Source organism: Psychrobacter sp. CX16 (assembly GCF_057396245.1).
In genome coordinates, this window is record NZ_JBXYJF010000016.1 from 1 (window position 1) to 23,514 (window position 23,514).

Sequence of the window (23,514 nt, forward strand, 5' to 3'; positions counted from 1 at the left end):
TTTTTTCATCAGCCAGTTGTCGCTCAAGTCTTTTTATGATTTGGGCTGGGGTTTCTTTGTGTGGCATTCTTAGGCTCTTTGGCGGTGTATTCCAGTCTAATGTACCATGTTTCCTAAGCCAAGTTAGGACGGTACTACGTCCTTGTATGCCATAGTGCTTTTGGGCTTGTTTGTAGGTCATGTCGCCTTTTTCTACTTGCCCTACCACAGCTAATTTAAAGCCGAGTGTGTAATCTTTCTGTGTTCGTTTAATCCTTGATCTTTCTGCTTTGTCCATTTATAAGCTTCCTTTTCGTAAACTTATTTTAGGACGGGACAAACTGACATAAAAAAGCCTCACATAACGATGAGGCTTTTCTCTTACCTTAACTCTTTTTAAATCGATTGGCATACGACCTATTCCTCGTTTATGGATTCGATTAAAGCCTATTATTTAACTGAAAAGTGCTTTTCATTAATGCGGTCGTAAACACCATTGGCTTTAATCGTCTCTAGCGCAGTATTAAACTGCTCTTTAATCGGGTCATTCTTACGCACAGCAATAGCAAAGTGATCACCGATATCAATGTCGCTGCCTTTGATTTCAAACTCAGCGCTCTTTTTACCTAACCAATCAATAGCTGGCAATTTATCAGAAACCATAGCGTCAACACGTTTGGCTTCTAAATCCAAAAAGGCATTATTAAGCGTGTCATAAAAATGCTCATTGGCATCAGGATAATGCTCATCTAGCCACTGTGCTGAAATGGTAGAGCGCTGTGCGGCAATATCTTTGCCATTGATAGCAGTCTCAATACTTGGGTCAAAGTTGCTGTCTTTTGGCGCGACAAATACAAGCGTATTGGCAAAATACGGCTCAGTAAAATCAACCTGTTGTTGACGATCTGGGGTAATTGACATGGCCGCGACAATCGCATCATATTTTTTGGCTTTTAAGCCTGGGATAATACCGTCCCAATCTTGAGTGACGATTTCACACTGCGCTTTCATCTCTTCACACAGCGCATTGGCAATTTCAACATCAAAGCCCGCTAAGTTGCCAGCAGAATCGGTATAGTTAAAAGGCGCATATGCTCCTTCTGTGGCAATACGGATGACTTGCTCTGAGGTTTGCGTTGCTGATGTTTCATTGCCCTCTGTGCTAGCTGCTTCAGTCTGACTCTCTGATCCTGAACAACCAACCATCACCGCTGATAATGACAGTGCTGCTGCCACAGTGGTGATGCTTTTTTTAATACCGTCTGAGAAGATACCGCGTTGTGTCGTTGTTATTTGGTGCATGTGATTTTATATCCCTATATGACCAAGCATTTGATATAACCCTTTATTAGATAGCGCTATTATGACTCAATCAAATGCTTATCCTTTATCCTTATGAGCAATCTCTACGACTTACTGAGCAGCGGCTTGTGCTGCTGCCGTATTAATCGTACCAAAGTAGGTATCAGAGATTTCATCATATTTACCATTTTCTTTTAATGCTGCTAGTGCCGCATTAAATTTACCTGCTAGTGCATCGCCTTTACGTACAGCGATACCCATGGCGTCATTACCGGTGTCAATCTCTTGACCTTTACTTTCGAAGTTATCGCCGCCTTCAGAGTTTAACCAGTTAACCGCAATCACTTTATCTGATAACACCGCACGAGTACGACCTGATGTTAAATCTAGGTACGCATTCTCTTGCGTATCATACATTTTGATATTGGCTTCAGGGTAGTTGTCTTCTAGATACTGAGAAGATACCGTTGAACGCTGTGCGCCAACAGACACGCCGCTTAAGTCGCTGTCTAGGCTAATATCATCACCTTTTTTAGCGATGAAGATAACACCGCTATTAAAGTACGGATCAGTGAAATCAACCACTTCTTGGCGCTCTGGCGTGATAGACATACCAGCGATAACCGCATCAAACTTCTTAGCTTGTAGACCTGGAATCAGACCATCCCACTCTTGTGAAGAGATATCACATTTGGCTTTCATCTCCTCACATAACGCATTCATTAGGTCAATCTCAAAACCCATTAAATTACCACTGGCATCGGTATAGCTTAATGGCTTGTAGGTTGACTCGGTTGCAATTTTCAGCGTTTCTGTCGGTGCAGCGCTGTCTTCGGTCGCTGCCGCTTCTGGCGCAGTCTCTGCCGTTTCATTATTGCTGCTACATGCTGCTAGCATTAAGCCTGATAAAGCGATTGGAAGTAACGCCCACTTGCTTTTTATTTTAAATGTATTTGTCATCATGATCTCTCAACTTATTAATAAAAATACGGATTACTATTGACCGAAGTTCGCTTTCTCAAGCTCTTCAAGCTTGCCATTATCACGTAGAGCAGCGATGGCTTGGTTAATCTTCTCTTTTAGAGGATCGTTTTTGCGCAGCGCCACACCAATGTGGTCATCATTATCAATCTCTTCACCGATAATTGCATAATCTGGGTTTTCAGGTAGCCAGTCTGCAGCTGATACTTTCTCAGCCAATACCGCATCGACACGGCCAGATTTCAAATCAAGGTACGCATTTTCATAAGTGTCATACAAGTTAACAGTGTTGCCATTTTGGCCATCATAGTTGTCTTGTAAATAAGCACCTAGCGTGGTTGAGCGCTGACCGCCCAAGTCTTTATTGCTAATATCAGCTGGATCAAAACTGCCATCATCTTTTGCTAGCCACACCATTGTGTTCACAAAATATGGCTGACTAAAATCAACTTTTGCAGAACGTTCAGGAGTAATAGACATACCGGCGAAAATAGCGTCATATTTATTAGCTAATAGACCAGGGATAATACCGTCCCAGTCTTGAGCAACGATTTCACATTTGGCCTGCATTTGATCACAAATTGCATTAGCAACGTCAACATCGAAGCCGCCTAAGCTGCCATCATTATTGGTATAGTTAAATGGAGGATAAGCGCCCTCAGTGGCGATACGAATGGTGTCACCGCTTGCAGCCTGTGCCGCACCGTCAGCCGCTGTATCATCAGACTTTGTACAGCCCATAAGACCCACTACACTCGCTAAAACCAGTGACGGTAATGCTTTGCGTGAGATATCTGTAGTAAAAAATGTCATAACTTTTTCTCCAAAGCCAATAATTGGCTTGTATTAAAGAATATTCCGTACTCAATCCATCAACTTATAGACCTTGACCGCTCCCGTCACCTACAAAAATAAAGAATGAGACTGAGGGGCATTAAATGGGCTGTAGGCATTTGACTGTCTTATATAGACAATTAAACTCAATGTAATGGGCGAAATAGGGAATAATATTTGTGTAAAACTTTATAAACAAAAATAATACATGAGGGTATGACTAAAAACAAATGTTTTCGTCGGACTCGTCATCTAGCTGTCATCGTAATTTGTTAAAGCCGATTGCAGGATTTAAATAATATTAGCAATATTGGCTGTATGCTAGCCGATAAAAAAAGAGTAAGTATCTTCCAGATACTTACTCTTTTTGCTCAACGAAAGCTCCTAATCACACCGTCTATTTTAGTTAACACACTAATAACGGTTATAAATTAAAGATTAGCATTCAACTCTGCCGCTGCATTTTGCTCTTTAGCCGCGAGCGCAGCTGCTTGAGCTTTTGGCGTATTGGCATCAGCACGATGCGACGCCATAAACTCACGTACCCGTGGTGAAGTTGGATTATCAAAAACTTGCTCTGGCGTACCAGATTCTTCAATACGCCCCTGATGTAAAAATACCACTTGCGTAGATACATCACGCGCAAAGCGCATCTCATGGGTCACGATTAACATAGTGCGACCTTCTGCTGCTAAATCGCGCATAACTGCCAACACTTCGTTAACCAGTTCGGGGTCTAGTGCTGATGTTGGCTCATCAAACAATAATACCTGTGGTTTCATTGCTAACGCACGGGCAATGGCGACACGCTGGCGCTGACCACCAGATAAATTGGCAGGATAAGCTTCTTTCTTATCAAGTAGACCCACTTTTTTAAGCAGCTGCTCTGCCTCAACAATGGCCGCTTCTTTTTTCATCTTCAGCACTTGCGTTGGGCCTTCGATGATATTTTCTAAAATAGTCTTATGCGGCCATAAGTTGAAGTTCTGGAATACAAATCCCACACGTGCACGCAGACTCTCTAACTGTGTTCGGCTAGAGGCTTGCAACTCACCTGACTTACTAGGCACAAGCTTTAAGGACTCATCACCTAGAGTGATGGTGCCTTGATTGGGCTTCTCGAGTAAGTTGATACAGCGCAGTAAGGTAGATTTACCCGACCCTGATGAACCTAAAATAGAAATAACATCGCCATCATAAGCGGTTAGTGACACCCCTTTTAATACCTCAAGCGAGCCGTAGCTTTTATGAATATTTTGCAAATCAAGGGCAATAGGTCGATCTGACATGGTGTATGACATAAGAGTGGGCACGTTTCCAATAAGTGAAAATGAATCTAAATTAGCCAACCCTAATAAGCGAAGAGACGGCCATTATTATTGCCGCTTCGCTTTGGCTAAAAGATTAATGGCTAACCTTCTAGCCAAAGGTGATGTAAGGCTATTGATATAAAGGCTATATTGTCGCTTAAAACGCTGCCTATAAGCAAATATTTAGTGTCTTTGTATTAGTGACTTGATATTAATACGTTGAAACATGCTCTTCTTGCTCCGTACCATCGATAACATTATCGTTAGGCCTATCTAGCTGATGCTCATTCACATCGATATCGCCTGCTTCATCTGATTCTACAGTATCAGTACCATCTGCGTCAGGAAGGGATAAATCAGCATCTTCATTCTCTAAATCATTATTAGGCATACTATCGACATCATCAGCCTCGCCTTCGACCGCATCTACTTGAGCGCTATCTTGTGCAGTCGTTGTTGATTCTTCAACATTGGCAGATGCTGCAGGCTCTTCTTGAACTTCTGCATCTTGCTGTTCAGGACTATTACAAGCAGTTAAGCCCAAGCCTAATACGGCGGCCATTAAAACTTGACTCAATACTGATGCGTTACGTTTAAGCATAATCAAACCTCTTAGTTATTAGTTAAGTGGTAAATAAATTTAATTAAACATCTAATAAATAAATCAGGAAGCAACATGTTGACTTCTGACTTTTTCTTAGTCATCACTTTAATGGCCTGATATGATATTAAATAGCTAACTTTGGTAGCAGTTTGTGAGCAACTGTGAGTTTCATAATATCCTTGTAGCTAATGTATACCGTTTATTATGGCGTGCCAGAGGTCTATTTTGTTAGTAAAACATGTATTCGACTTTACTATTGACAGCATCTGCTTTATGTTAATGACAAAATAAATTTGAACTTTTTAATGAACCGCTGTGATATTTAGCAACTCATTTAGAACAATTTACGCTTTAATATAAATACATTAAAACAATTAGGAGATAACAAATGACTCAGGGTATAACAGATGTTAAAGAATATATGCAACAAGTGGGCAGTCAAGCGCGTGCGGCATCAAGAGCACTCGCTGCTGCTAATACCGGTGATAAGAACGACGCCTTATTGACTATATATAGTAAGTTAAGAGAGGCCAAAGCCGATATTTTAGCGGCCAACAAAATTGATATGGATAACGGGCATAAAAACAATTTAGATGCCGCCCTGCTAGACCGTTTAGAATTAACCGATGAGCGTTTTGAGGGTATGTTACAAGGTCTAAAAGATGTGGCTAATTTACCTGACCCAATTGGTGAAGTTACGGACATGACTTTTCGCCCATCTGGTATTCAACTGGGCAAGATGCGTGTGCCATTAGGTGTGGTAGGCATGATTTATGAATCACGTCCTAACGTGACCTTGGAAGCGGCGTCATTGGCCTTAAAATCAGGCAATGCCATTATCTTACGTGGCGGCTCTGAAGCCTTTGAATCAAACCAAGCCATTGCTAAATGCATATTAGAGGGTTTACAAGAAGCCGGCTTGCCTGAGTATGGCGTACAAGTTCTGCAAACCACTGACCGTGCTGCGGTTGGCGAATTAATCACCATGACAGAATATGTCGATGTGATTGTACCTCGCGGCGGTAAGGGTCTGATTGCTCGTATTAGTCAAGATGCGCGTGTACCCGTGATTAAGCATTTAGATGGTAACTGTCATACCTTTATTGATAGCGATGCCGATCCTGAAATTGCGGTTAATGTCAGCGTTAACGCTAAAACTCACCGCTACGGTACCTGTAATACCATGGAAACCTTATTGGTTGATCAATCGGTGGCCAATGAGCTACTTCCTAAGATTGCCGAAGCGATTGTTGAGGCGGATGATGCCATGCAGCTTCGTTTAGACACTGTCGCTAAAGCCATATTACATGACAACGCTGAGCTTGCAGGCCACTTGAGTGATGCCAATGATGAGGACTGGGATACTGAGTATTTGGCACCTATCTTAGCGGTTAAAGTCATTGACGGGCTTGACGAAGCGATTGCTCATATTAATACGCATGGTAGCCATCATACCGATGTGATTATTACCAATAATTATGATAAATCACAGCGTTTTATCCGTGAAGTAGATTCGGCAAGTGTGATGATTAATGCCTCTAGCCGCTTTGCTGATGGTTTTGAATATGGTCTTGGTGCAGAAATTGGTATTTCTACTGATAAAATCCATGCACGCGGACCTGTTGGCCTAAATGGTCTGACCTCACAAAAATGGATTGTGTATGGCCATGGTGAGGTCCGTGGTTAAAGCATTCCTAGATTAACGAGGACACTGTTCAAGTTCTAAAGGTTAATTTGAAACGCTTATTAATCTTCGTTTATAACGTCAGCCGTCGCTGGCGTTTTTTTATGTTCTAAAGGATATTGATTTCATTTTCTCGCCTCTTTATATAACCTAAATTTTTAAATCCCCTTACACAATCTAACTTAAAGTAATTCAGTATAAACAGATAAAATACTCTCTACTGTAGAAAGGATTAAACCTTTACTTTAACCATAAGGACTTACCCACTAATGATGGTTTTCTTAGTAATATTGGTCGTGTCGGGTGCATTAATCGTCGGGGCACTATGGGGTGCTAAAGGAACATTCCCTGATTGGGTTCAAGGTAATCTATTGGCGTTAGCGGGCGGTGCTTTGATGCTATCAGTTGCGTTAGAGATGCTACAGCCTGCCGTTGGAGAGTCAGGACTTTGGCTGGTTGCCGTTTTTACGATGTTTGGGGCTTTAGTGTTTACCAGTGTTGATTACTGGATTGATACCCGATTAAAAGACCAAGGTGGCATGGGATTACTAGCAGCTGTCACCTTGGACGGAGTTCCAGAAAACTTAGCACTTGGGGTGTCTTTAATTTCGGGTAATGTTATGCAAGTTGCAGCGTTAGCAGGTTCTATTTTGCTTTCCAATTTACCAGAGGCAGCTGGCGGCGCTAAACAAATGAAGGACCAAGGCAGTAGTGTTAAAGCTATTATGCTAACTTGGATTGGCGCCGCTGTTTTGTTATCTATAGCCGCCCTAGCAGGTAACTTTCTACTACGCGATGTGCCAAAATCGACATTAAGCTTGATAGACTGTTTTGCTGCAGGTGCCGTGATTGCGTCATTGGCGACAGAGCTATTCCCTGAGGCCTTTAAGAAAAGTAACCACTGGTCAGGTATCAGTGCTGCCATTGGATTAGTTTTAGCGCTTGGATTAAATCAGTTAGCCGGTTAAAAGTATTCAGATATGCTAAGCACCATTCATTTTAAACATACTACCAAATCTAGAAATTAACTTATCAAGGAAAGTGAGTGCAAACGCTACAAATATTAGCTTCAGTGAGCTTGACGAAGATAGGTTGTTTTATAGAAAAAGGTTAACCATGCAACAAGGAGTGTGTCATGTTATACAGTTTTCCAAATACAGCGGACAGTCCTGTCAAATTTCGGGATAAATACGACAACTTTATCGGTAGTGAATGAACGCCCCCTGTTAAGGGTGAATAATTTGATAACCCTAGCCCAATAGATGGCAAGATTATCAGCAAAGTAGCTCGCTCTACGGCAGACAATATTGAACAGGCACTCGAGGCTGCCCATGCTGCCAAAGACGCTTGGGGTAAAACCAGTGTCGCGGAGCGCGCGCTACTTCTCAATAAAATGGCAGACGCTATTTGCAGACTTGCTGGCTGTCCATTTTATATTGGTAAAGCTCAGCATTCTCTCTGGCAACGCACGGATTTAACTATCGATGTGGTTGATGGACGGGGTTCTAGCTTTTCACTTGAGATACCAGAAGGCAAACGCTTTATCGTTCGCTCTGAGCTGTGTCAAATTTAAATAAATGTTATAAACGCCTCCCAAAAGAGCATGTAAACATCAACAAAAACGTCAGCCAATGCTGGCGTTTTTTGTTGCTTGGGTCTTTGATATTAGGGTTTTTATTGCTGAGGTCTTTAAAACTAGGGCCTTTATTAAAGAGGTCTTTGATAACGATCCCTATTTTCTTTGATAGAAGTGACTGTTTTCATGTAAAATAATACCTGTTAAATCATACAGATAACTAAATACTGAAGTACTTCATCACCCTCTATTAAAAACGTGCTATGAAGGTGAATTTTTAAATGTCTTGTTAAAACGCTTTATTAAACGGACAGTTTGGCGCTTTTGTTCAGAATTTTTGGGCAATCCCTTTAACGGGATACCTGAATCAACATCTTACCTAAGATCGAAGTAAACGATAAGAAATAAACGATAAAGTGACGCTTTTAACCTTAATTTGGCAGGAGTTAGCCTCCTGTCAAATTAAGGTTATTTATTGTCTAAAAAGCGTCCGTTGTTATCAATGAGTCTTAATGACGCTTAAAATTAAAGGAGCAACTTATGGAAGTGACTTTAAATGGCTACTACACCTTAATCTTAGCCACCTTAGTGTTACTACTAGGCCGAGTGTTAGTAAAAAGGATTAAGTTCTTAGAAGATTTTAATATCCCAGAACCGGTTGCAGGGGGGTTAGTTGCTGCGATTATCGTTTTTCTTTTAAATATGATTTGGGGCTATAGCTTCAACTTTCAGCAAGAGCTTCAAACTGCTTGTATGCTAATGTTTTTTGCCTCGATTGGATTAAGTGCCGACTTTGGGCGCCTAAAAGCCGGAGGGACGCCGTTACTCATATTTACGGGTGTGGTGTCAGGCTTTATCGTCATTCAAGATATCGTCGGAGTATCTATGGCAAGCTTATTGGGACTTGACCCTTTACTGGGACTGGTCACAGGGTCTATCGCCTTGACGGGCGGTCATGGTACTGCTGGTGCTTGGGGAATAACGTTAGAGAAGCAATATGGAGTAGTTGGCGCCACCACATTAGGTATTGCGGTCGCCACCTATGGTCTTGTTGCAGGCGGGGTGATCGGTGGTCCTGTTGCCCGCCGATTAATCAATCGTCTAGGCGTCAAGCCTACGCCTGTCAATCCCAATCCTAGCGAAACTGAAAAACTGGCCGGAAAGCAATCTCTGTATAGTACTAAACACAGTGAAGAAGAGGCTTATAGAAATAAAGAGATTTTTGAGAAGCCGGACAACATACGCCTCATCACGGCATCCTCTACCATTGAATCATTAGCACTGTTTGCAGGCGCTTTGGCTTTTGCTGAGATTATGACGGCTATCGGGGAAGGAACTTGGTTTGACTTGCCTACCTTTGTTTGGGCACTGGCAGGGGGCGTTATTATCCGTAACGTATTGACCATCGTATTTGATTTTCATATGTTTGATCGTGCCATCGATGTGATTGGTAACGCGTCATTAAGTTTATTTTTAGCCATGGCTTTGTTATCTTTAAAACTATGGCAGTTAACTGATCTTGCTGGCCCCGTATTAATCATCCTACTGGTCCAAACATTAGCGATGATCGCATTTGTGTATTTAATCACCTTTAAAATCATGGGTAAAGACTATGATGCAGCTGTTTTGTCAGCTGGTCATTGCGGCTTTGGTATGGGAGCCACGCCAACAGCGATTGCTAATATGCAAGCTGTCACAGATCGCTATTTAGCGTCTCCAAAAGCGTTCTTAATTGTGCCTATGGTTGGTGCGTTCTTTGTCGATATTGTCAACGCCACCGTACTTCAAATCTTTGTTAATTTGCCGTTTATGTAGATCAGTCTTAGGCCTAGATAAGCATAAAAAGGGGCGGGATTATCTAGATAATCCCGCCCCTTTTTATGGCATTAAATGAATTTGTTATTTTATCTATCTTAGCTGCTCGGTTAACTCAATAGCTTGGTCAATCAGCTCTTCAATAAAGCCAATACTGTCAATTAACGTGGCATTATCTGTGATATCCACCCCTATCATCTGTGCTAGCTCGGCTGGTGTTTTGGTGCCGCCTGCACGCAATACTGCTAACCAGTCCTCGATGACATCTTCACCTTTGCGTAGTTTTTTAAACAGCTGAGTAGCGATACTTAGGCCTGCGCTATAGGTGTAAGAATATAGACCGAAATAATAATGTGGCTGACGCATCCAAGTTAATGCCGCATCCTCATCAATCTCTACCGCATCCCCCCAGAACTGCTGCAATGTTGACTGCATCAACTGATGTAAATCCTCAGTACTCAAGTTCTTACCAGCATCCACCGCACGGTACACTTCACGCTGAAAATGCGCTTCAAGATAATGCGTCACAAAATTATGGTAATAAGTGTTGGACAATAACGATGACACCACATAACGCTGGAATGCTTTGTCGTCAGTATTTTGCTGTAGTAAATGGTGACCTAATAACAGTTCATTACAGGTAGAAGGCGCTTCAATAAAATACAGTGACGGCGAGTAGCTTAGATAGTTTTGATGCTGACCGGCATTATAAAAATGTCCGGCATGGCCTATTTCATGAATCAAGGTAAACACATCGCCTAAGTTTTGTGTCCATGACATCAGTACATACGAGTGCTCGCCATATGGTGAGGCACAAAATCCGCCAGTACTTTTGCCTTTATTCTGCGCAAAGTCGTACCAGCGCTCATCAAACGAACGCTTCACCATATCGGTGTAATCCGTACCTAATAGAGATAACGCACCCAAACAATATTGCTTGGCCTCTTCAATACTGACTTGAGTCACAAAGTTGGCATCTAGTGGTACTTTTAAATCTGCAAAGGTCATTTTGTCGATACCATTGGCTTGTTGCAACAGCTTTGCATAGCGCCGCATCGGCGGTGCCAGATGCTGCATAATGGTATCGATGTGTTCATCATACATGGCGCGCGATACTTTTTGGTCGTGCAGTAGATAGTCAAATACTGAGTCATAGCCGCGCATATCGGCCATGATTTTCTCTTTTTTAACTTGTGCTAAATAGTTACTAGCAATGGTGTGCTGCGACTCACGTAACCGCTTTGAAAACGCCTTAAATGCATTGCGGCGAAATTCGGTATCGACGGCTGTTTCGTACTCGTTTTCAAACGCTGAAAAACTCAATTGATACGTCTGACCATTGGCCTCAAAGTCTGGGAAGCTCATATCGGCCAATTTACACTGCTCATAGTTTTGGTAAGGCAAGTCTAGCACTGGGGATAATGACATCAGCGCGGTTTCTAACTCTAAGCTTAACGTATACGACTTTTGCGCCAACAAATCGGATAAAAATGCACGATACTTATCATTATCGGCCATCGCTTGCTTAATCAGCGCTTCATCGGCTTGCTATAGAGTTTGCTCGACAATCGTGGTTTGGCTATTAAATTTTGCCACTCGTGACTCAAAATCTCGAGCTCTGATTTGTAGCTCGCTGTCACTCATATCCACCGCACTTTGTGCGCCAGCATAGGTGCCAGCTTTAGATAAAATAGTCAAATGAGCTTCATAAGTTTGTAGCAGTCTTATAATGCTTGTGCCATCGGTTAGGTTCAGCATCGACTCTGAGGTCAGCTCATCGGCAAGCTTGCCGGCTTTGTCTAAGTCTGCGTAAAAGTCTTCTGGTTTGGCATACAGCGCTGTCATATCCCAAGTCAAATGTACAGGTACGTCTTTGCGATGTGGAAGGGCTTGTGTGGTCATTCGGATGTCCTTTAACTTTTAATGTTAATCATCGTTATTGTAATTTTGAGAATTTGGAATCATTAAATCACATAATATGGGTTAAGCCTATTTACACATCTTGCTTAGGGGGTCCATATAACGATATTTCCCATTCTTCAAAGGGTGGTTCAACAACATAATCTGAACAATAAGATTTCAGATAGTCTGTCGCTCTTTTTTGTGCATAAGTAAAATTCAAAATATTCCCATCTTCATCCATCTCTATTACATTAGCAAATATGGCAAAAACCATTTCTATAGCACTAGGCTCATTCCCAAACAAGTCCAGATACTCAATATCTTCAAGCATGTAATGAGTACCACTTGCTATAAAATAGGTAAACGTTCTCAAGGCACCGCTGAAATCATGGCTAACTTTCATTTTACGTCCTTACTGCTTGATTCTAAGTTATCTAATATCGTATCAAAATATGCATTATTATCAGCCGCAAATTGAGCGGTATTTACGAAAATATGAGCTGGAGATTTCACACTTTGCGGATACTGCTTGATGTCCTGCTCAGTGATACCTTTACCTTTTTCAATCATGGTCTGCAAGCTATTTGGCGTCACTTCAAAATGACACTGCCAACCCATCAGCCAATTGCCTAACTGTTTGTGTTTATCCGTTTGGTAAATAAAGCCTTGGTTTGGCCAATGCTCGGAGGTCGCCAACGCTGTAGCACCCTTAGGTATCTCAAAGCCATCACCATGCCAATGAAAAGTAGTAAACTGCTGTGGTACGCCTCGTAGTAGCGGATGATCAGCGCCTTGGTTAGTCAGTGTCAACTGTGTCCAGCCAATTTATTTAATATCAATTTTGCCTACTTTGGCGCCTAAACATTCAGCGAGTAGCTGCGCACCCAAACACATATCTATTACTGTCTTGCCAGCGTTAATTGCCTCAGTGATAAACTGCTTTTCGGTGCTGAGCCAAGCAAATTTATCACTATCATATACTCCCATCGGTCCGCCCATCACAATCAGCCAATCAAAGCTGGCGATTTTTGGCAAGCGATTATCCCCTGTCAACTCTTCTACAAACTGGGTCGTGGTTAATTGATGATTATGATGCTGTATCCAGTGTTCAACAGACGCCAAGATATTAATATAATTGTGTAATAAAGCATGAATACGGAGGGTCATGTATAGTCCTTTATAGCTAATCCTTTAAGATAGATTCTTTAATTATAGTTCCTTTATTTCTGATTGCTTAGCGCTGATCACTGATTAGAATGTTTGCAATAGTCTAAATAGTAGCACACCTTATTTGGTATGTAGCGCTCTCTACTTATCACCTTCTATTAAACGGCACAAAAAAACCGCCTAACAAAAGCTAGGCGGTTTTTTATAATTAGATATACCTTTATTTATCCATTATATTGCTACTGTATCTGCTGTAATCTGTCGAATACTTCCATCGGTTAATGCTTTTGACTGCTCAGGATCATGACCATATATTAAGAATGCACCTTTTTCCTTTAGCTTCTTAAATAGTTTGAAATTGGCTAACATGGCTTCACTATCATCTACTACCATGGCATCAGGTAGAGTCATTTTTTCAAGCGACGCTTTTAAGTAACAAGCGTCAGCTGTAATTAATATCTCTTTACCATCTACTTTAACCTTCAAGGATTGATGTCCTGGTGTATGGCCATAACTTGGAATTAAAACAACTGTCCCATCATCGAATAGGTCGTGCTCACCATCAATCTCTAGTCTCTCATGTCCTAAATCATAGTGACGAGGTACATACACACCTTTCTCTATATTTTCATCTTCTTGTGCAGCTTCCCACTCCCGTTTCTGTATAACTAACTGGGCATTTGGTATAGAAGCATTACCTCCACAATGATCAAAATGTAGATGAGAGTTGATAATATAGTTTATCTTCAAAGGATCAACACCAAATGCTTCTAAACGACTAGCTATATCTTCACCAGGAACAAAATCCACTGTGGTTAAGTCAGCGAACCCGCCTAATGCCTTTTTGACGACATTTTCATCTTCAGACTGAAGCGGTAACTCCAACCCGGTATCAAATAAAACAGTTCCTTTTGGATGCTCAATAAAATAACAAGGAACTGGAATAGCTAACTTTCCAGTTTCGCCTGCCATAAAAAAACCATAAGGCATGGTTATCCAACCACAAGTCATTGCATATAACTTCACTTCTTTCATTTTAAAATCCTTTTTAAAATTTCGTAAGTTTGGTAGCTTCTCCCTTACCTCGATTCTCAATTGATAAGTTTTAAAAATAAAAGTAGAGGAGTATAGGTAGTGTATTAGGTATTAGGTTCAAAGCAATACCCTATAATTAATAGCATAAAAAACACCTTAGATACACTGTTAAAAAAAATTAATGTGTCTTTATTCATAGAAATCTTAAATTCTCTTTTGAAAATCTTAGTCTAATTAAACATGAGCTAATTATCTATTAAAATTAAAACAGTTGTTTTTCTTTAAGACTTGTAATAGATTCATTTATATTAATAGTACAGTGTCATTAATACATAATTCAAGGAACGAGGTCATTTATGGATACTAGCAAAGTACAAGTTTTTAAGACTGCAGGTAGATTATTAACAGGTGAGAATGCAAGCTATCTCTTAGCTGAGCAAATGCATCACTTAAATATTACAAACCCTCTTATAGTCACGGACAAAGGGGTACTAAACGCAGGGATTATTAACCCTGTGATTGAACACCTGAGAAGCAATGGAATTAAGGATATATCTGTCTTTAGCAATATTGCCGCTGAACCAGAAACAAAAACCGTAGTAGAGTGTCGAGCTGTTTTTGAGAAAAACAAATGTGATGGCGTTGTCGCTATTGGCGGTGGTAGTGCAATAGATACAGCGAAGGCCGTTTCTATCTTAAATAATACGTCTAAAAACTCGTCTTCAAACGATAAAAATATGCTTTTAAGTGATTTGTTCGGAGAAGACCTCGTCCCCAAACGAACAACACCATTAATTTGCTTACCGACTACAGCAGGGACAGGATCAGAAGTAACCAATATATCTATATTACTTGATGTTAACGATGAGCTAAAAAAAGGCATCGTTAGTAATGAGTTACTACCTGATGTTGCAATCGTCGCACCTGAGCTAACACTCAGTTGTCCACCATCTGTTACTGCTGCTAGCGGCATTGATGCTTTAGTCCATGCGGTTGAAAGCTATCTGTCGAATTTTGCTTCGGATATCACTAAGCCACTTGCATTGCAAGCAATTAGAATGATTACTAAATCACTTCCTATCGCTTATAAAGAGCCTAATAACATAGTGGCCCGTGAGCAAATGGCTACTGCAAGTCTGATGGCAGGTCTATCATTTGGCAATGCAGGTGTTGGTGCTGTTCATGCACTAGCATACCCGCTAGGTGGGAAATACCACTTATCACATGGAGTTAGTAACGCTGTAATGTTTTCTCATGTTATGAGATGGAATGCCGAGTCATGTCCAGATAAGTTCGTAGATATCGCTATTGCCATGGGCGCTCCAACTAATGGATTTATTAATAGCAATACTGCCAGCATGTTTGTCATCAATAAAATTGAGCAGCTATGTGAACAAGTTGCAATTCCAAAACAATTAAGAGTCTTTGATATCAAACGTGAAGATTTAAAAGCACTTGCTGAATCTGCAATTAAGGTTACTCGACTATTACGTAATAATCCTAGAAAACTTAGCGTTATAGATATTGCGGCTATTTACGAAGAAGCATATTAAATTAATCAATTAAAAACCGCCTAACAAAAGCTAGGCGGTTCTTCAGAAAATAATACAGCTAATGTACTAATCACAAGTCTTATTAAAAGATATAGTAGTACAAGTAGTACCATCTGAATGAAAAGTATTATTCTCTATGCGTGTAGAAGATATTCCGTCTGCATAAAAAGTATTATCTCCAAAACTCGTTGATGAAATGCTTCCCGCATAAACGCTTGTTGATAACAAAGCAAGGGCTACTGGGATTATTCACTTCTCAAACATCTGATATTCCATAGGTGTATTTCCTAGAGCTTAACCATGCCTTCAGGATTGAAGGCACTAAACGCTAGATTATACTACGCTCCACGTGCAAAAGGGGGTTAAAAGCTTAGCTCTTAACCCCCTTACTTACCTTCACGTCCTACTATGAAAACTAATTACTGATTCTTCTCATATACAGGCAGTTTTTTGCAAACTTCTTCTACTTTTGCGCGCGTGTCAGCGATAACTTGCTCATCACCACGGCTGTCTAATACATCACAGATCCAGCCAGCCAATTCACTCGATTGCGCCTCATCAAAGCCGCGAGTAGTAATAGCAGCAGTACCGATACGAATACCAGAGGTGACAAACGGTGATTTAGGATCATTTGGTACCGCATTTTTATTAACTGTGATATAAGCATCGCCTAACCATTTGTCCGCTTCTTTACCCGTCATTTCTTGCTTAACTAGACTGATAAGCATTAGATGGTTCTCTGTATCGCCAGAGATGATGTCATAGCCACGCTCTTGAATAACTTTAGCCATTGCTTTGGCATTTTTAACCACTTGCTGTTGGTAAGTTTTGAAGTCATCTTGCAACGCTTCTTTGAAGCAAACTGCTTTAGCGGCAATGGCGTGCATTAACGGGCCACCTTGGTTGCCTGGGAATACCGCAGAGTTTAGCTTTTTAGCCAGCTTATCATCACGCGACAAAATCAGACCTGAACGTGGGCCACGTAGGGTTTTGTGAGTGGTAGTCGTCACAACATCAGCAAAAGGTACTGGGCTTGGGTAAACGCCTGCCGCAATTAGACCGGCAACGTGCGCCATATCAACGAATAGGTATGCGCCAACGCTGTCAGCGATATCGCGGAAACGCTGCCAATCAACCACTTGTGAATATGCTGAGAAGCCAGCGATGATCATTTTTGGTTTGTGCTCTTTAGCTAATCGTTCAACTTCGTCATAATCGATTAGGCCAGTTTCTTCTACTAAGCCATATTGTACGGCATTGTAATTAATACCAGAGAAGTTCACGTGAGCGCCATGCGTTAAGTGACCACCAGCGTCAAGGCTCATACCTAATACAGTATCGCCTGCTTCTAATAACGCTAAGAATACCGCTGAGTTCGCTTGGCTACCAGCATGAGGCTGTACGTTTGCATATTCAGCACCGAATAGCTCTTTGGCACGATCAATCGCTAATTGCTCAACGATATCAACATATTCACAACCACCGTAGTAGCGTTTGCCAGGATAACCTTCGGCATATTTATTGGTTAAATCAGAACCTTGAGCTTCCATCACCGCTGGTGAGCAGTAGTTTTCTGATGCGATAAGCTCGATGTGGCTTTCTTGACGCTTGGTTTCTGACACCATGGCTTGATATAAGTCTGGGTCATAATCTTTAATGCTAATATTTTTAAACATAGTTTTATCCTACTCACAATTTAGGGTATTAATGAATGAAATAAACAGGCGCTCATTACTGAACTGCTATGACCACTTATATTATAAGAATTACGATAAGAGATAAAATCCATTTTAGTTGAATATACGATTAACCAAAACAAAGCACTCTCACGTAGTTCAGGCTGAGTACCAATGCCGTTACCTAAGCAAGAAGTGTAACATGAAATTTACCCCATTAAAGACAAAAAAACACCATTCGAGATGATGTTTTTTAAAAATTTCTTGGCAGCTTATATTTTGATATTAGGAGAACCTTCAATCAACGTATGTGTATACTTCTAATTACTGCGCTCTAACCAATGGCTTAGCAACCCAGCCTGCACCTTTATCGCTTTGGATTGAGTAGTAACCATTCTTTTCACTGCCCATATAAATCATAATATCACTTGGTCCTTCAGTGAATGCTTTGCTTGAGCTACTATCAGGGCGTGAATATACGTGCGTCTGATTCAGCTTGCCTACCAATACTGAACCCTCTGCAATGGCTGAACCATTGTAGACAACAGTTTCACTATTTGAGCCTTTGAAGCCAACTTCTTCAGTTAAATCGTCTACTTCCTTTTTAGTTAGCTTTAGGTTTCTAGCCGTATCACCAATTGATGAAATGGTATTACTGATGCCAGAGATGTTGTCTAAAAAGCCAGCGTTTGCGCTAAGCGGTGCTATTAATAAAGCGGCCAATATAGAAGAGGTTATTTTGAGCGAGACTTTCTTATTCTTAATAGCCATTTAATTCATTCCAATTGAAGTTACTAGACAATAGACCAGAATACTCTAAGAAACATATGAAAACACAAAACATACAATTAATTTTCTCACATTATCTTAACGCTAACAAGCCTTGTTAAGATAAATTAAAGGAAAATGCTTCCAAGAATGTCTCGCTAATCAGAATCGGCCGCCCATACCAATTATAAACCGTACTCCGGCGCCACCCCTGCTCGGTCAATTCAATCGTTCGCCGGCTGGGTAATGTTTTTTGACGTTTGAATAATACGTAGCCGATTGGGGTGCCTCGCAGATGCTGTAATCGCTTGGCCTCGCCCTTTAAGCTTGGCAAAGGAAAGATACTTTGTGCCGCCACCCAAGGTGCCACTTCATTACCGTATAGCAATACCTCACGTACCCACCCCATCATGGGACGATTAAGCTGCACACCGCAGTAACCCAACTGTCTTTTCTGTTTTATGCTTAAAGGTTGATAACCCTCAAAAGTCCGCTCGACTCGCAGCGGCTGACCAGCCTTTGCTTCAAGCAATGCCGTCAGTGAGCCGTTTGACATCAGCCATTTGAATATATCCTCAGATGCCGACTCTTTAGTTGAAGCTGTCTGATGTGACGCTATTGCCTGTATAAAAGGAGTTTGCATAATAACCGCGCTTATAAATAAAGAGGGCTGTATTTGTTATAGAGCCATTACCAAAACCATAAAATATCTAGAGTGTCATTACCTGTATGCTCTATAAATCGTATTAGCCTTTAAAGTCAGGCATATTATCAATATTAAACGGTAAGGCTTCGTGAGCCTGTTTACGATAATGCTGTATATATTCTCGGTCTTGCTCACAAAATTTGGCAATCGCTGGCTCAAAACGTGCATCATAGATACGGTGCAAAGAGTACGTCTTTTGTGGCACAAACCCTCGAATCAGCTTATGCTCACCTTGGGTGCCGGGGTCAAAGTACGCCAAGCCCTTATCGATAGCAAACTCAATGCCTTGGTAATAACACAGCTCAAAATGCAGGCTATCATAGTTATCTAGTGCACCCCAATAACGCCCATATAAAGTGGCATCCTGTTTGCTCGGGTCATCAAAAAAGAACAAACTACTGGCGACAATCTCCCCTGCCTCATCAAGTGCTTGTGCCAACATTAAATGCTGCGGCATAGTCTTAGCTAACTGAGTAAAGAAGTCAGGCGTAAGATACGGATGGCGTCCACGTATCGCATAAGTCATGGCATAACACTGGTAAAACACCGCCCAATCATCAGCACTGATTTCATCACCAGTTTTTAATCGGCAAGTGAGGTTTTGCTTGGCAATTTTTTTGCGCTCGGCTCGGATATTTTTACGCTTCTTGGCGGTTAAGGTATTTAAGAAATCATCGAAGCAATTAAAGGGATTTGGGTCTCCGGACTCACTTAGTTCAGCCAAGTTTTGATTTTGCCATAAAAACTGATAACCCTGACGCTCAAGTAATTGACGGGTATCCGTATCTGCCGAGCATGCCTTCGCTAGCGCTACCTGCTGCTCATTAATAAACAGACCGTGCCACGTCGATGCGCCTGCTTGCGCTGCTACCTCATCGATTGCAGTCAATGCCGTGTGCCAAATATTCGTATCTAAAGTCACATCTTCTGCTAACCAAAACCGCTCTCCTGTCACCGGCGTATAAGGCACACTGGTCACAAGTCTTGGATAATAGTCTGCACCATAACGTGCATAAGCTTCTGCCCATGCATGGTCAAACACGTATTCGCCTTGATGATGAGCTTTAATAAACAGCGGCATAACCGCAAGCAGGATTGGTGCGCTGCCCTCCTCAGTCTTATAGACAAGGACATATAAAGGCACCCAACCTGAATCCTCACCGATAGCGCCGGTATCATCAAGGGCGTGCCAATATTCAAACGACATAAACGGTGTATCTGGCTGCTGCCACTTTGCCTCGTTTTGCCAGTTAAAATCTTGCGTTAACGCGTAGGAGTAGCTCATAAACAGTATCTATTTTATTGTTGTTATCTGGATGGATGGTCTGCAGACCCTGAGGTTGTTTCTGATTGCCATACCTTAAAGTTTTAGAAACAATCACTTTAAATTCAATCGCACTAGATTAGCAAATTCTCAGGGCGTTGCTGTCACAATTTGCAAAACAGACGTTCAGATTCTTATCGTCTCATTATCTTAGCTAATAAATCTGCTATTCTAAAGACAGTCTAAAACTCAATATGGCTCTCAAATAACTTGACCACAAAAAAGCCATCCATACTTAGTTTAGTATAGACGGCTTTTTCTTACTATTTTATTGCTAAAGAACATCATTTGTTCTGAAAAGATGATATCAAGGCGGATGATTGGTAAAATAAGCCCCGACTCGCTAATTATAATTCTTATACATAGCAAAACACGCTAAAATAGTACACTAGTACACTTAATTGATACGACGACATTGACATCATAGCGAGTGTTCAATCATTAATCTAAATAAAGCACCTCTAGCGTCAGTTTTGCTACTGTGCTTTATTAATTTAGGTTAACAAAATGTCAAATCCCAATGTCAACGTAATCAGACCTTTTTGACTTTGCTAACAAAAATAAGATTAAGCACCGTGCCCAAGTGATTTAACCGATTTGTCAGCTTAATGCCTAAAGCGTTTGATTATAGGTTTAAAATGCTTAAAAAGACTGCATATAGAAGATGGCAAACATTGGTTTTTTATCCAGTCAGATCATCCGTTATCACTTAGTGATGACATTATATTCAAGCCTTATCATTAACGACAGCCTAGAGGAATAAATACTATAATGTCAAAAATTATTTATACAAAAACCGACGAAGCGCCTGCTTTAGCGACCTTATCGTTTCTACCTATTGTTGAGGCGTTTACCAAACCTGCCGGCATTTCTATTGAAACCAGCGACATCTCTGTTGCCGCTCGTGTTTTAGCTGAGTTCCCTGATTATTTGACCGAAGAACAGCGCGTTCCTAACAACTTAGCTGAGCTTGGACGTTTGACGCAAGATCCAGACACCAACATCATCAAACTACCAAACATCAGTGCGTCAGTACAACAGCTAAAAGCAGCCATCAAAGAGCTGCAAAGCAAAGGTTATGCCTTGCCTGATTTCCCAGAAGACCCTCAAACTGAAGAAGAGCATGAGCTTCGTAAGCGCTACGGCAAAGCGCTAGGCAGTGCCGTTAACCCTGTCCTTCGTGAAGGCAACTCAGACCGCCGTGCACCAAAAGCGGTTAAAGCCTACGCTCGCAAACACCCACACTCTATGGGTGAGTGGAAACAGTGGTCAAGCACTCACGTGTCACACATGCACAGCGGCGACTTCTACCACGGCGAGCAGTCTATGACGCTGGACAAAGCGCGTACTGTGCGTATGGAGCTATTGTTAGACAGCGGCAAAACCAAAGTATTAAAGCCGGAACTTGAGCTACAAGATAAAGAAGTTATTGACTTGATGTTCATGAGCAAAAAAGCCTTGCTTGACTTCTATGAAGAACAAATGGAAGACTGCCGTGAAGCAGGTATCTTATTCTCTTTACACGTAAAAGCGACCATGATGAAGGTGTCACACCCTATCGTATTTGGTCACGCGGTCCGTATTTACTACAAAGAGGCGTTTGAAAAGCACGGTGAGCTGTTCGATGAGCTTGGTGTAAACGTCAACAACGGTATGGCTGATTTATACGAAAAAATCAAAACCTTACCTGAATCAACGCGCGATGAGATTGAGCGCGATTTACATGCGTGCCAAGAGCACCGTCCACGCTTAGCGATGGTTGATTCTGCTAAAGGTATTACTAACTTCCATTCGCCAAGTGATGTGATTGTTGACGCGTCCATGCCTGCTATGATTCGTAACGGCGGTAAGATGTGGGGCGCTGACGGCAAACTGTATGATTGTAAAGCCGTGATGCCAGAGTCGACCTTTGCGCGTATTTATCAAGAGATGATCAACTTCTGTAAATGGCATGGTAACTTTGACCCAACCACTATGGGCACCGTGCCAAACGTTGGTTTAATGGCGCAAAAAGCCGAAGAATATGGGTCACACGACAAGACATTTGAGTCAAGCGATGCCGGTATGGCACGTATTGTAGACATCCATACTGGTGAAGTATTGATGGAGCAACGTGTTGAGAAAGGCGATATCTGGCGTATGTGTCAGGTAAAAGATGAGCCTATCCGAGACTGGGTGAAATTAGCGGTTCGCCGTGCTCGTGAATCAGACACCCCTGTTATCTTCTGGTTAGACCCATACCGTCCACACGAAAATGAGCTTATCAAGAAAGTTGAAACTTACTTGAAAGACCATGACACCGAAGGTCTACACATCGAAATTATGTCACAAGTTCGAGCAATGCGTTATACGCTAGAGCGTGTGGCTCGTGGTCTAGATACTATTTCTGCAACCGGTAACATTCTACGTGACTACTTAACTGACTTGTTCCCAATCTTGGAGCTGGGTACCAGTGCGAAGATGCTGTCAGTTGTACCATTAATGAAGGGCGGCGGTTTATTTGAGACTGGCGCCGGCGGTTCTGCACCGAAGCATGTGCAGCAGCTTCTTGAAGAAAACCACTTACGTTGGGACTCTCTAGGTGAGTTCTTAGCATTAACGGTTTCTTTAGAGCACTTAGCGTCTAGCCAAGACAATACTAAAGCCAAAGTATTGGCAGACACACTAGATAAAGCAACTGAAAAACTGTTATTAAACGACAAGTCGCCATCTCGTAAAACCGGTGAGCTTGATAACCGTGGTAGCCACTTCTATCTAGCTATGTACTGGGCAGAAGAGCTTGCTTCGCAAGAGCAAGATGCTGAGCTTAAAGAGAAATTCGCACCAATCGCGAAGCAACTTGCAAGCGAAGAAGAAACCATCGTCAATGAGCTAAACTCAGTTCAAGGTCAGCCTGTTGATATCAAAGGCTACTACTACGCTGATGAAAGCTTAGCGGAGCAAGTAATGCGCCCAAGTAAAACATTTAATAACACCATCGCGTCTATTTAATAGTAGTAACAGTGTTTAGAATGCAAATGGTTTTAAGTGATGACTAATTGCAGCTCACGATTAACTTAGTGAGCTAATTTGAGTCAACCAAACACCTCAAGAGTCTAAGACTCTTGGGGTGTTTTTATTTTTACTACTATTAAAACTCTCTGGCTTAAACAATAAAGTTTCCCAAAATATTAGATACGATTTGTAAACTGACGTTAAGCCTCATAGTTTAGTACCATTACAAAGTTATCAATCAATACTGGTTAAGGGATAAGTGAATATTCAACAAACCAGTTGTGTGTTTGAAGGAAGATTTGCC

General features: G+C 41.5%; 21 protein-coding genes and 1 pseudogene. 6 read left to right on the plus strand and 16 right to left on the minus strand.

Annotated elements, in window-relative coordinates:
* From AC2SLM_RS07435 to AC2SLM_RS07460, 6 genes and pseudogenes are all read right to left on the minus strand, one after another.
* Positions 1–277 (minus strand): helix-turn-helix domain-containing protein (locus AC2SLM_RS07435; protein ID WP_486552477.1); only part of this gene is annotated, 277 nt, incomplete at its 3' end.
* 152 nt (positions 278–429) lie between these two features.
* Positions 430–1,185 (minus strand): ABC transporter substrate-binding protein, encoded by a 756-nt coding sequence (locus tag AC2SLM_RS07440; protein WP_486553002.1) that lies wholly within the window; start codon positions 1,183–1,185, stop codon positions 430–432.
* A gap of 207 nt (positions 1,186–1,392) precedes the next feature.
* On the minus strand, positions 1,393–2,241 hold the full coding sequence (locus tag AC2SLM_RS07445; protein ID WP_486552936.1) for a transporter substrate-binding domain-containing protein: 849 nt from the start codon (positions 2,239–2,241) through the stop codon (positions 1,393–1,395).
* Between the two features lie 36 nt (positions 2,242–2,277).
* Positions 2,278–3,075, minus strand: coding sequence for a transporter substrate-binding domain-containing protein (locus AC2SLM_RS07450; RefSeq protein WP_486552937.1), 798 nt, complete (start codon positions 3,073–3,075; stop codon positions 2,278–2,280).
* Positions 3,076–3,626: 551 nt separating this feature from the next.
* A pseudogene (locus AC2SLM_RS07455) lies at positions 3,627–4,385 on the minus strand (ABC transporter ATP-binding protein); the annotation flags it as partial.
* A 232-nt stretch (positions 4,386–4,617) separates the two neighbouring features.
* On the minus strand, positions 4,618–5,007 hold the full coding sequence (locus tag AC2SLM_RS07460) for a hypothetical protein (RefSeq protein ID WP_486552939.1): 390 nt from the start codon (positions 5,005–5,007) through the stop codon (positions 4,618–4,620).
* A gap of 391 nt (positions 5,008–5,398) precedes the next feature.
* Between AC2SLM_RS07460 and AC2SLM_RS07465 the strand changes: the two genes are divergently transcribed.
* The 4 genes from AC2SLM_RS07465 (at position 5,399) to gltS (ending at position 10,085) form a co-directional block, all read left to right on the plus strand.
* A complete protein-coding gene (locus AC2SLM_RS07465) occupies positions 5,399–6,697 on the plus strand; it encodes a glutamate-5-semialdehyde dehydrogenase (RefSeq protein WP_486552940.1) in 1,299 nt (432 codons plus the stop codon).
* Positions 6,698–6,963: 266 nt separating this feature from the next.
* The gene (locus tag AC2SLM_RS07470; RefSeq protein WP_486552942.1) at positions 6,964–7,662 is read left to right on the plus strand and encodes a ZIP family metal transporter; all 699 of its coding nucleotides are present in this window, start codon (positions 6,964–6,966) and stop codon (positions 7,660–7,662) included.
* A gap of 290 nt (positions 7,663–7,952) precedes the next feature.
* Complete coding sequence (locus AC2SLM_RS07475) at positions 7,953–8,267, plus strand: aldehyde dehydrogenase family protein (RefSeq protein ID WP_486553004.1); 315 nt, start codon at positions 7,953–7,955, stop codon at positions 8,265–8,267.
* A 543-nt stretch (positions 8,268–8,810) separates the two neighbouring features.
* Entirely contained in the window at positions 8,811–10,085 is a 1,275-nt protein-coding gene (gene gltS, locus AC2SLM_RS07480) for a sodium/glutamate symporter (RefSeq protein ID WP_486552944.1), read from the plus strand.
* A gap of 93 nt (positions 10,086–10,178) precedes the next feature.
* Here the strand turns inward: gltS and pepF are convergent, their stop codons facing one another.
* The 6 genes from pepF to AC2SLM_RS07510 all read right to left on the minus strand — a co-directional run bounded on the left by pepF (position 10,179) and on the right by AC2SLM_RS07510 (position 14,189).
* The gene (pepF, locus tag AC2SLM_RS07485; RefSeq protein WP_486553005.1) at positions 10,179–11,618 is read right to left on the minus strand and encodes an oligoendopeptidase F; all 1,440 of its coding nucleotides are present in this window, start codon (positions 11,616–11,618) and stop codon (positions 10,179–10,181) included.
* 15 nt (positions 11,619–11,633) lie between these two features.
* Complete coding sequence (locus AC2SLM_RS07490) at positions 11,634–11,987, minus strand: hypothetical protein (protein ID WP_486552946.1); 354 nt, start codon at positions 11,985–11,987, stop codon at positions 11,634–11,636.
* Positions 11,988–12,078: 91 nt separating this feature from the next.
* Positions 12,079–12,390 (minus strand): DUF7677 family protein, encoded by a 312-nt coding sequence (locus AC2SLM_RS07495; RefSeq protein ID WP_486552948.1) that lies wholly within the window; start codon positions 12,388–12,390, stop codon positions 12,079–12,081.
* On the minus strand, positions 12,387–12,797 hold the full coding sequence (locus tag AC2SLM_RS07500; protein WP_486552949.1) for a hypothetical protein: 411 nt from the start codon (positions 12,795–12,797) through the stop codon (positions 12,387–12,389). The genes AC2SLM_RS07495 and AC2SLM_RS07500 overlap by 4 nt, the downstream gene beginning before the upstream one ends.
* A gap of 15 nt (positions 12,798–12,812) precedes the next feature.
* Positions 12,813–13,154, minus strand: coding sequence for a glutamine amidotransferase-related protein (locus AC2SLM_RS07505; protein WP_486552951.1), 342 nt, complete (start codon positions 13,152–13,154; stop codon positions 12,813–12,815).
* Positions 13,155–13,385: 231 nt separating this feature from the next.
* On the minus strand, positions 13,386–14,189 hold the full coding sequence (locus tag AC2SLM_RS07510) for an N-acyl homoserine lactonase family protein (RefSeq protein WP_486552953.1): 804 nt from the start codon (positions 14,187–14,189) through the stop codon (positions 13,386–13,388).
* Positions 14,190–14,545: 356 nt separating this feature from the next.
* Between AC2SLM_RS07510 and AC2SLM_RS07515 the strand changes: the two genes are divergently transcribed.
* Positions 14,546–15,742, plus strand: a complete 1,197-nt coding sequence (locus tag AC2SLM_RS07515) for an iron-containing alcohol dehydrogenase (RefSeq protein ID WP_486552955.1) — start codon at positions 14,546–14,548, stop codon at positions 15,740–15,742.
* Between the two features lie 419 nt (positions 15,743–16,161).
* Here AC2SLM_RS07515 and glyA read toward each other — a convergent pair whose 3' ends face one another.
* The 4 genes from glyA to AC2SLM_RS07535 form a co-directional block, all read right to left on the minus strand.
* A complete protein-coding gene (gene glyA, locus AC2SLM_RS07520) occupies positions 16,162–17,418 on the minus strand; it encodes a serine hydroxymethyltransferase (protein ID WP_486552957.1) in 1,257 nt (418 codons plus the stop codon).
* 324 nt (positions 17,419–17,742) lie between these two features.
* Positions 17,743–18,189, minus strand: coding sequence for a hypothetical protein (locus tag AC2SLM_RS07525; protein WP_486552959.1), 447 nt, complete (start codon positions 18,187–18,189; stop codon positions 17,743–17,745).
* Positions 18,190–18,304: 115 nt separating this feature from the next.
* Complete coding sequence (locus AC2SLM_RS07530; protein ID WP_486553007.1) at positions 18,305–18,805, minus strand: chorismate--pyruvate lyase family protein; 501 nt, start codon at positions 18,803–18,805, stop codon at positions 18,305–18,307.
* A 127-nt stretch (positions 18,806–18,932) separates the two neighbouring features.
* Positions 18,933–20,177 carry a GNAT family N-acetyltransferase gene (locus tag AC2SLM_RS07535; RefSeq protein ID WP_486552960.1) on the minus strand — a complete coding sequence of 415 codons (1,245 nt, stop codon included), beginning with the start codon at positions 20,175–20,177 and terminating at the stop codon, positions 18,933–18,935.
* Positions 20,178–20,987: 810 nt separating this feature from the next.
* Between AC2SLM_RS07535 and AC2SLM_RS07540 the strand changes: the two genes are divergently transcribed.
* Positions 20,988–23,207 (plus strand): NADP-dependent isocitrate dehydrogenase, encoded by a 2,220-nt coding sequence (locus tag AC2SLM_RS07540; protein WP_486543507.1) that lies wholly within the window; start codon positions 20,988–20,990, stop codon positions 23,205–23,207.
* The last annotated feature ends 307 nt before the right edge of the window (positions 23,208–23,514 follow it).

What these genes read in the sequence shown, in the direction of transcription:
- AC2SLM_RS07445 (WP_486552936.1), bottom strand. Translation starts at nt 2,241, where the DNA reads ATGACAAATACATTTAAAATAAAAAGCAAGTGGGCGTTACTTCCAATC.
- gltS (WP_486552944.1), top strand. Translation starts at nt 8,811, where the DNA reads ATGGAAGTGACTTTAAATGGCTACTACACCTTAATCTTAGCCACCTTA.
- AC2SLM_RS07525 (WP_486552959.1), bottom strand. Translation starts at nt 18,189, where the DNA reads ATGGCTATTAAGAATAAGAAAGTCTCGCTCAAAATAACCTCTTCTATA.
- AC2SLM_RS07505 (WP_486552951.1), bottom strand. Translation starts at nt 13,154, where the DNA reads ATGACCCTCCGTATTCATGCTTTATTACACAATTATATTAATATCTTG.
- AC2SLM_RS07450 (WP_486552937.1), bottom strand. Translation starts at nt 3,075, where the DNA reads ATGACATTTTTTACTACAGATATCTCACGCAAAGCATTACCGTCACTG.
- AC2SLM_RS07515 (WP_486552955.1), top strand. Translation starts at nt 14,546, where the DNA reads ATGGATACTAGCAAAGTACAAGTTTTTAAGACTGCAGGTAGATTATTA.
- AC2SLM_RS07510 (WP_486552953.1), bottom strand. Translation starts at nt 14,189, where the DNA reads ATGAAAGAAGTGAAGTTATATGCAATGACTTGTGGTTGGATAACCATG.
- AC2SLM_RS07460 (WP_486552939.1), bottom strand. Translation starts at nt 5,007, where the DNA reads ATGCTTAAACGTAACGCATCAGTATTGAGTCAAGTTTTAATGGCCGCC.
- AC2SLM_RS07465 (WP_486552940.1), top strand. Translation starts at nt 5,399, where the DNA reads ATGACTCAGGGTATAACAGATGTTAAAGAATATATGCAACAAGTGGGC.
- AC2SLM_RS07495 (WP_486552948.1), bottom strand. Translation starts at nt 12,390, where the DNA reads ATGAAAGTTAGCCATGATTTCAGCGGTGCCTTGAGAACGTTTACCTAT.
- AC2SLM_RS07470 (WP_486552942.1), top strand. Translation starts at nt 6,964, where the DNA reads ATGATGGTTTTCTTAGTAATATTGGTCGTGTCGGGTGCATTAATCGTC.
- glyA (WP_486552957.1), bottom strand. Translation starts at nt 17,418, where the DNA reads ATGTTTAAAAATATTAGCATTAAAGATTATGACCCAGACTTATATCAA.
- AC2SLM_RS07535 (WP_486552960.1), bottom strand. Translation starts at nt 20,177, where the DNA reads ATGAGCTACTCCTACGCGTTAACGCAAGATTTTAACTGGCAAAACGAG.
- AC2SLM_RS07540 (WP_486543507.1), top strand. Translation starts at nt 20,988, where the DNA reads ATGTCAAAAATTATTTATACAAAAACCGACGAAGCGCCTGCTTTAGCG.
- AC2SLM_RS07490 (WP_486552946.1), bottom strand. Translation starts at nt 11,987, where the DNA reads ATGACCACACAAGCCCTTCCACATCGCAAAGACGTACCTGTACATTTG.
- AC2SLM_RS07440 (WP_486553002.1), bottom strand. Translation starts at nt 1,185, where the DNA reads ATGGTTGGTTGTTCAGGATCAGAGAGTCAGACTGAAGCAGCTAGCACA.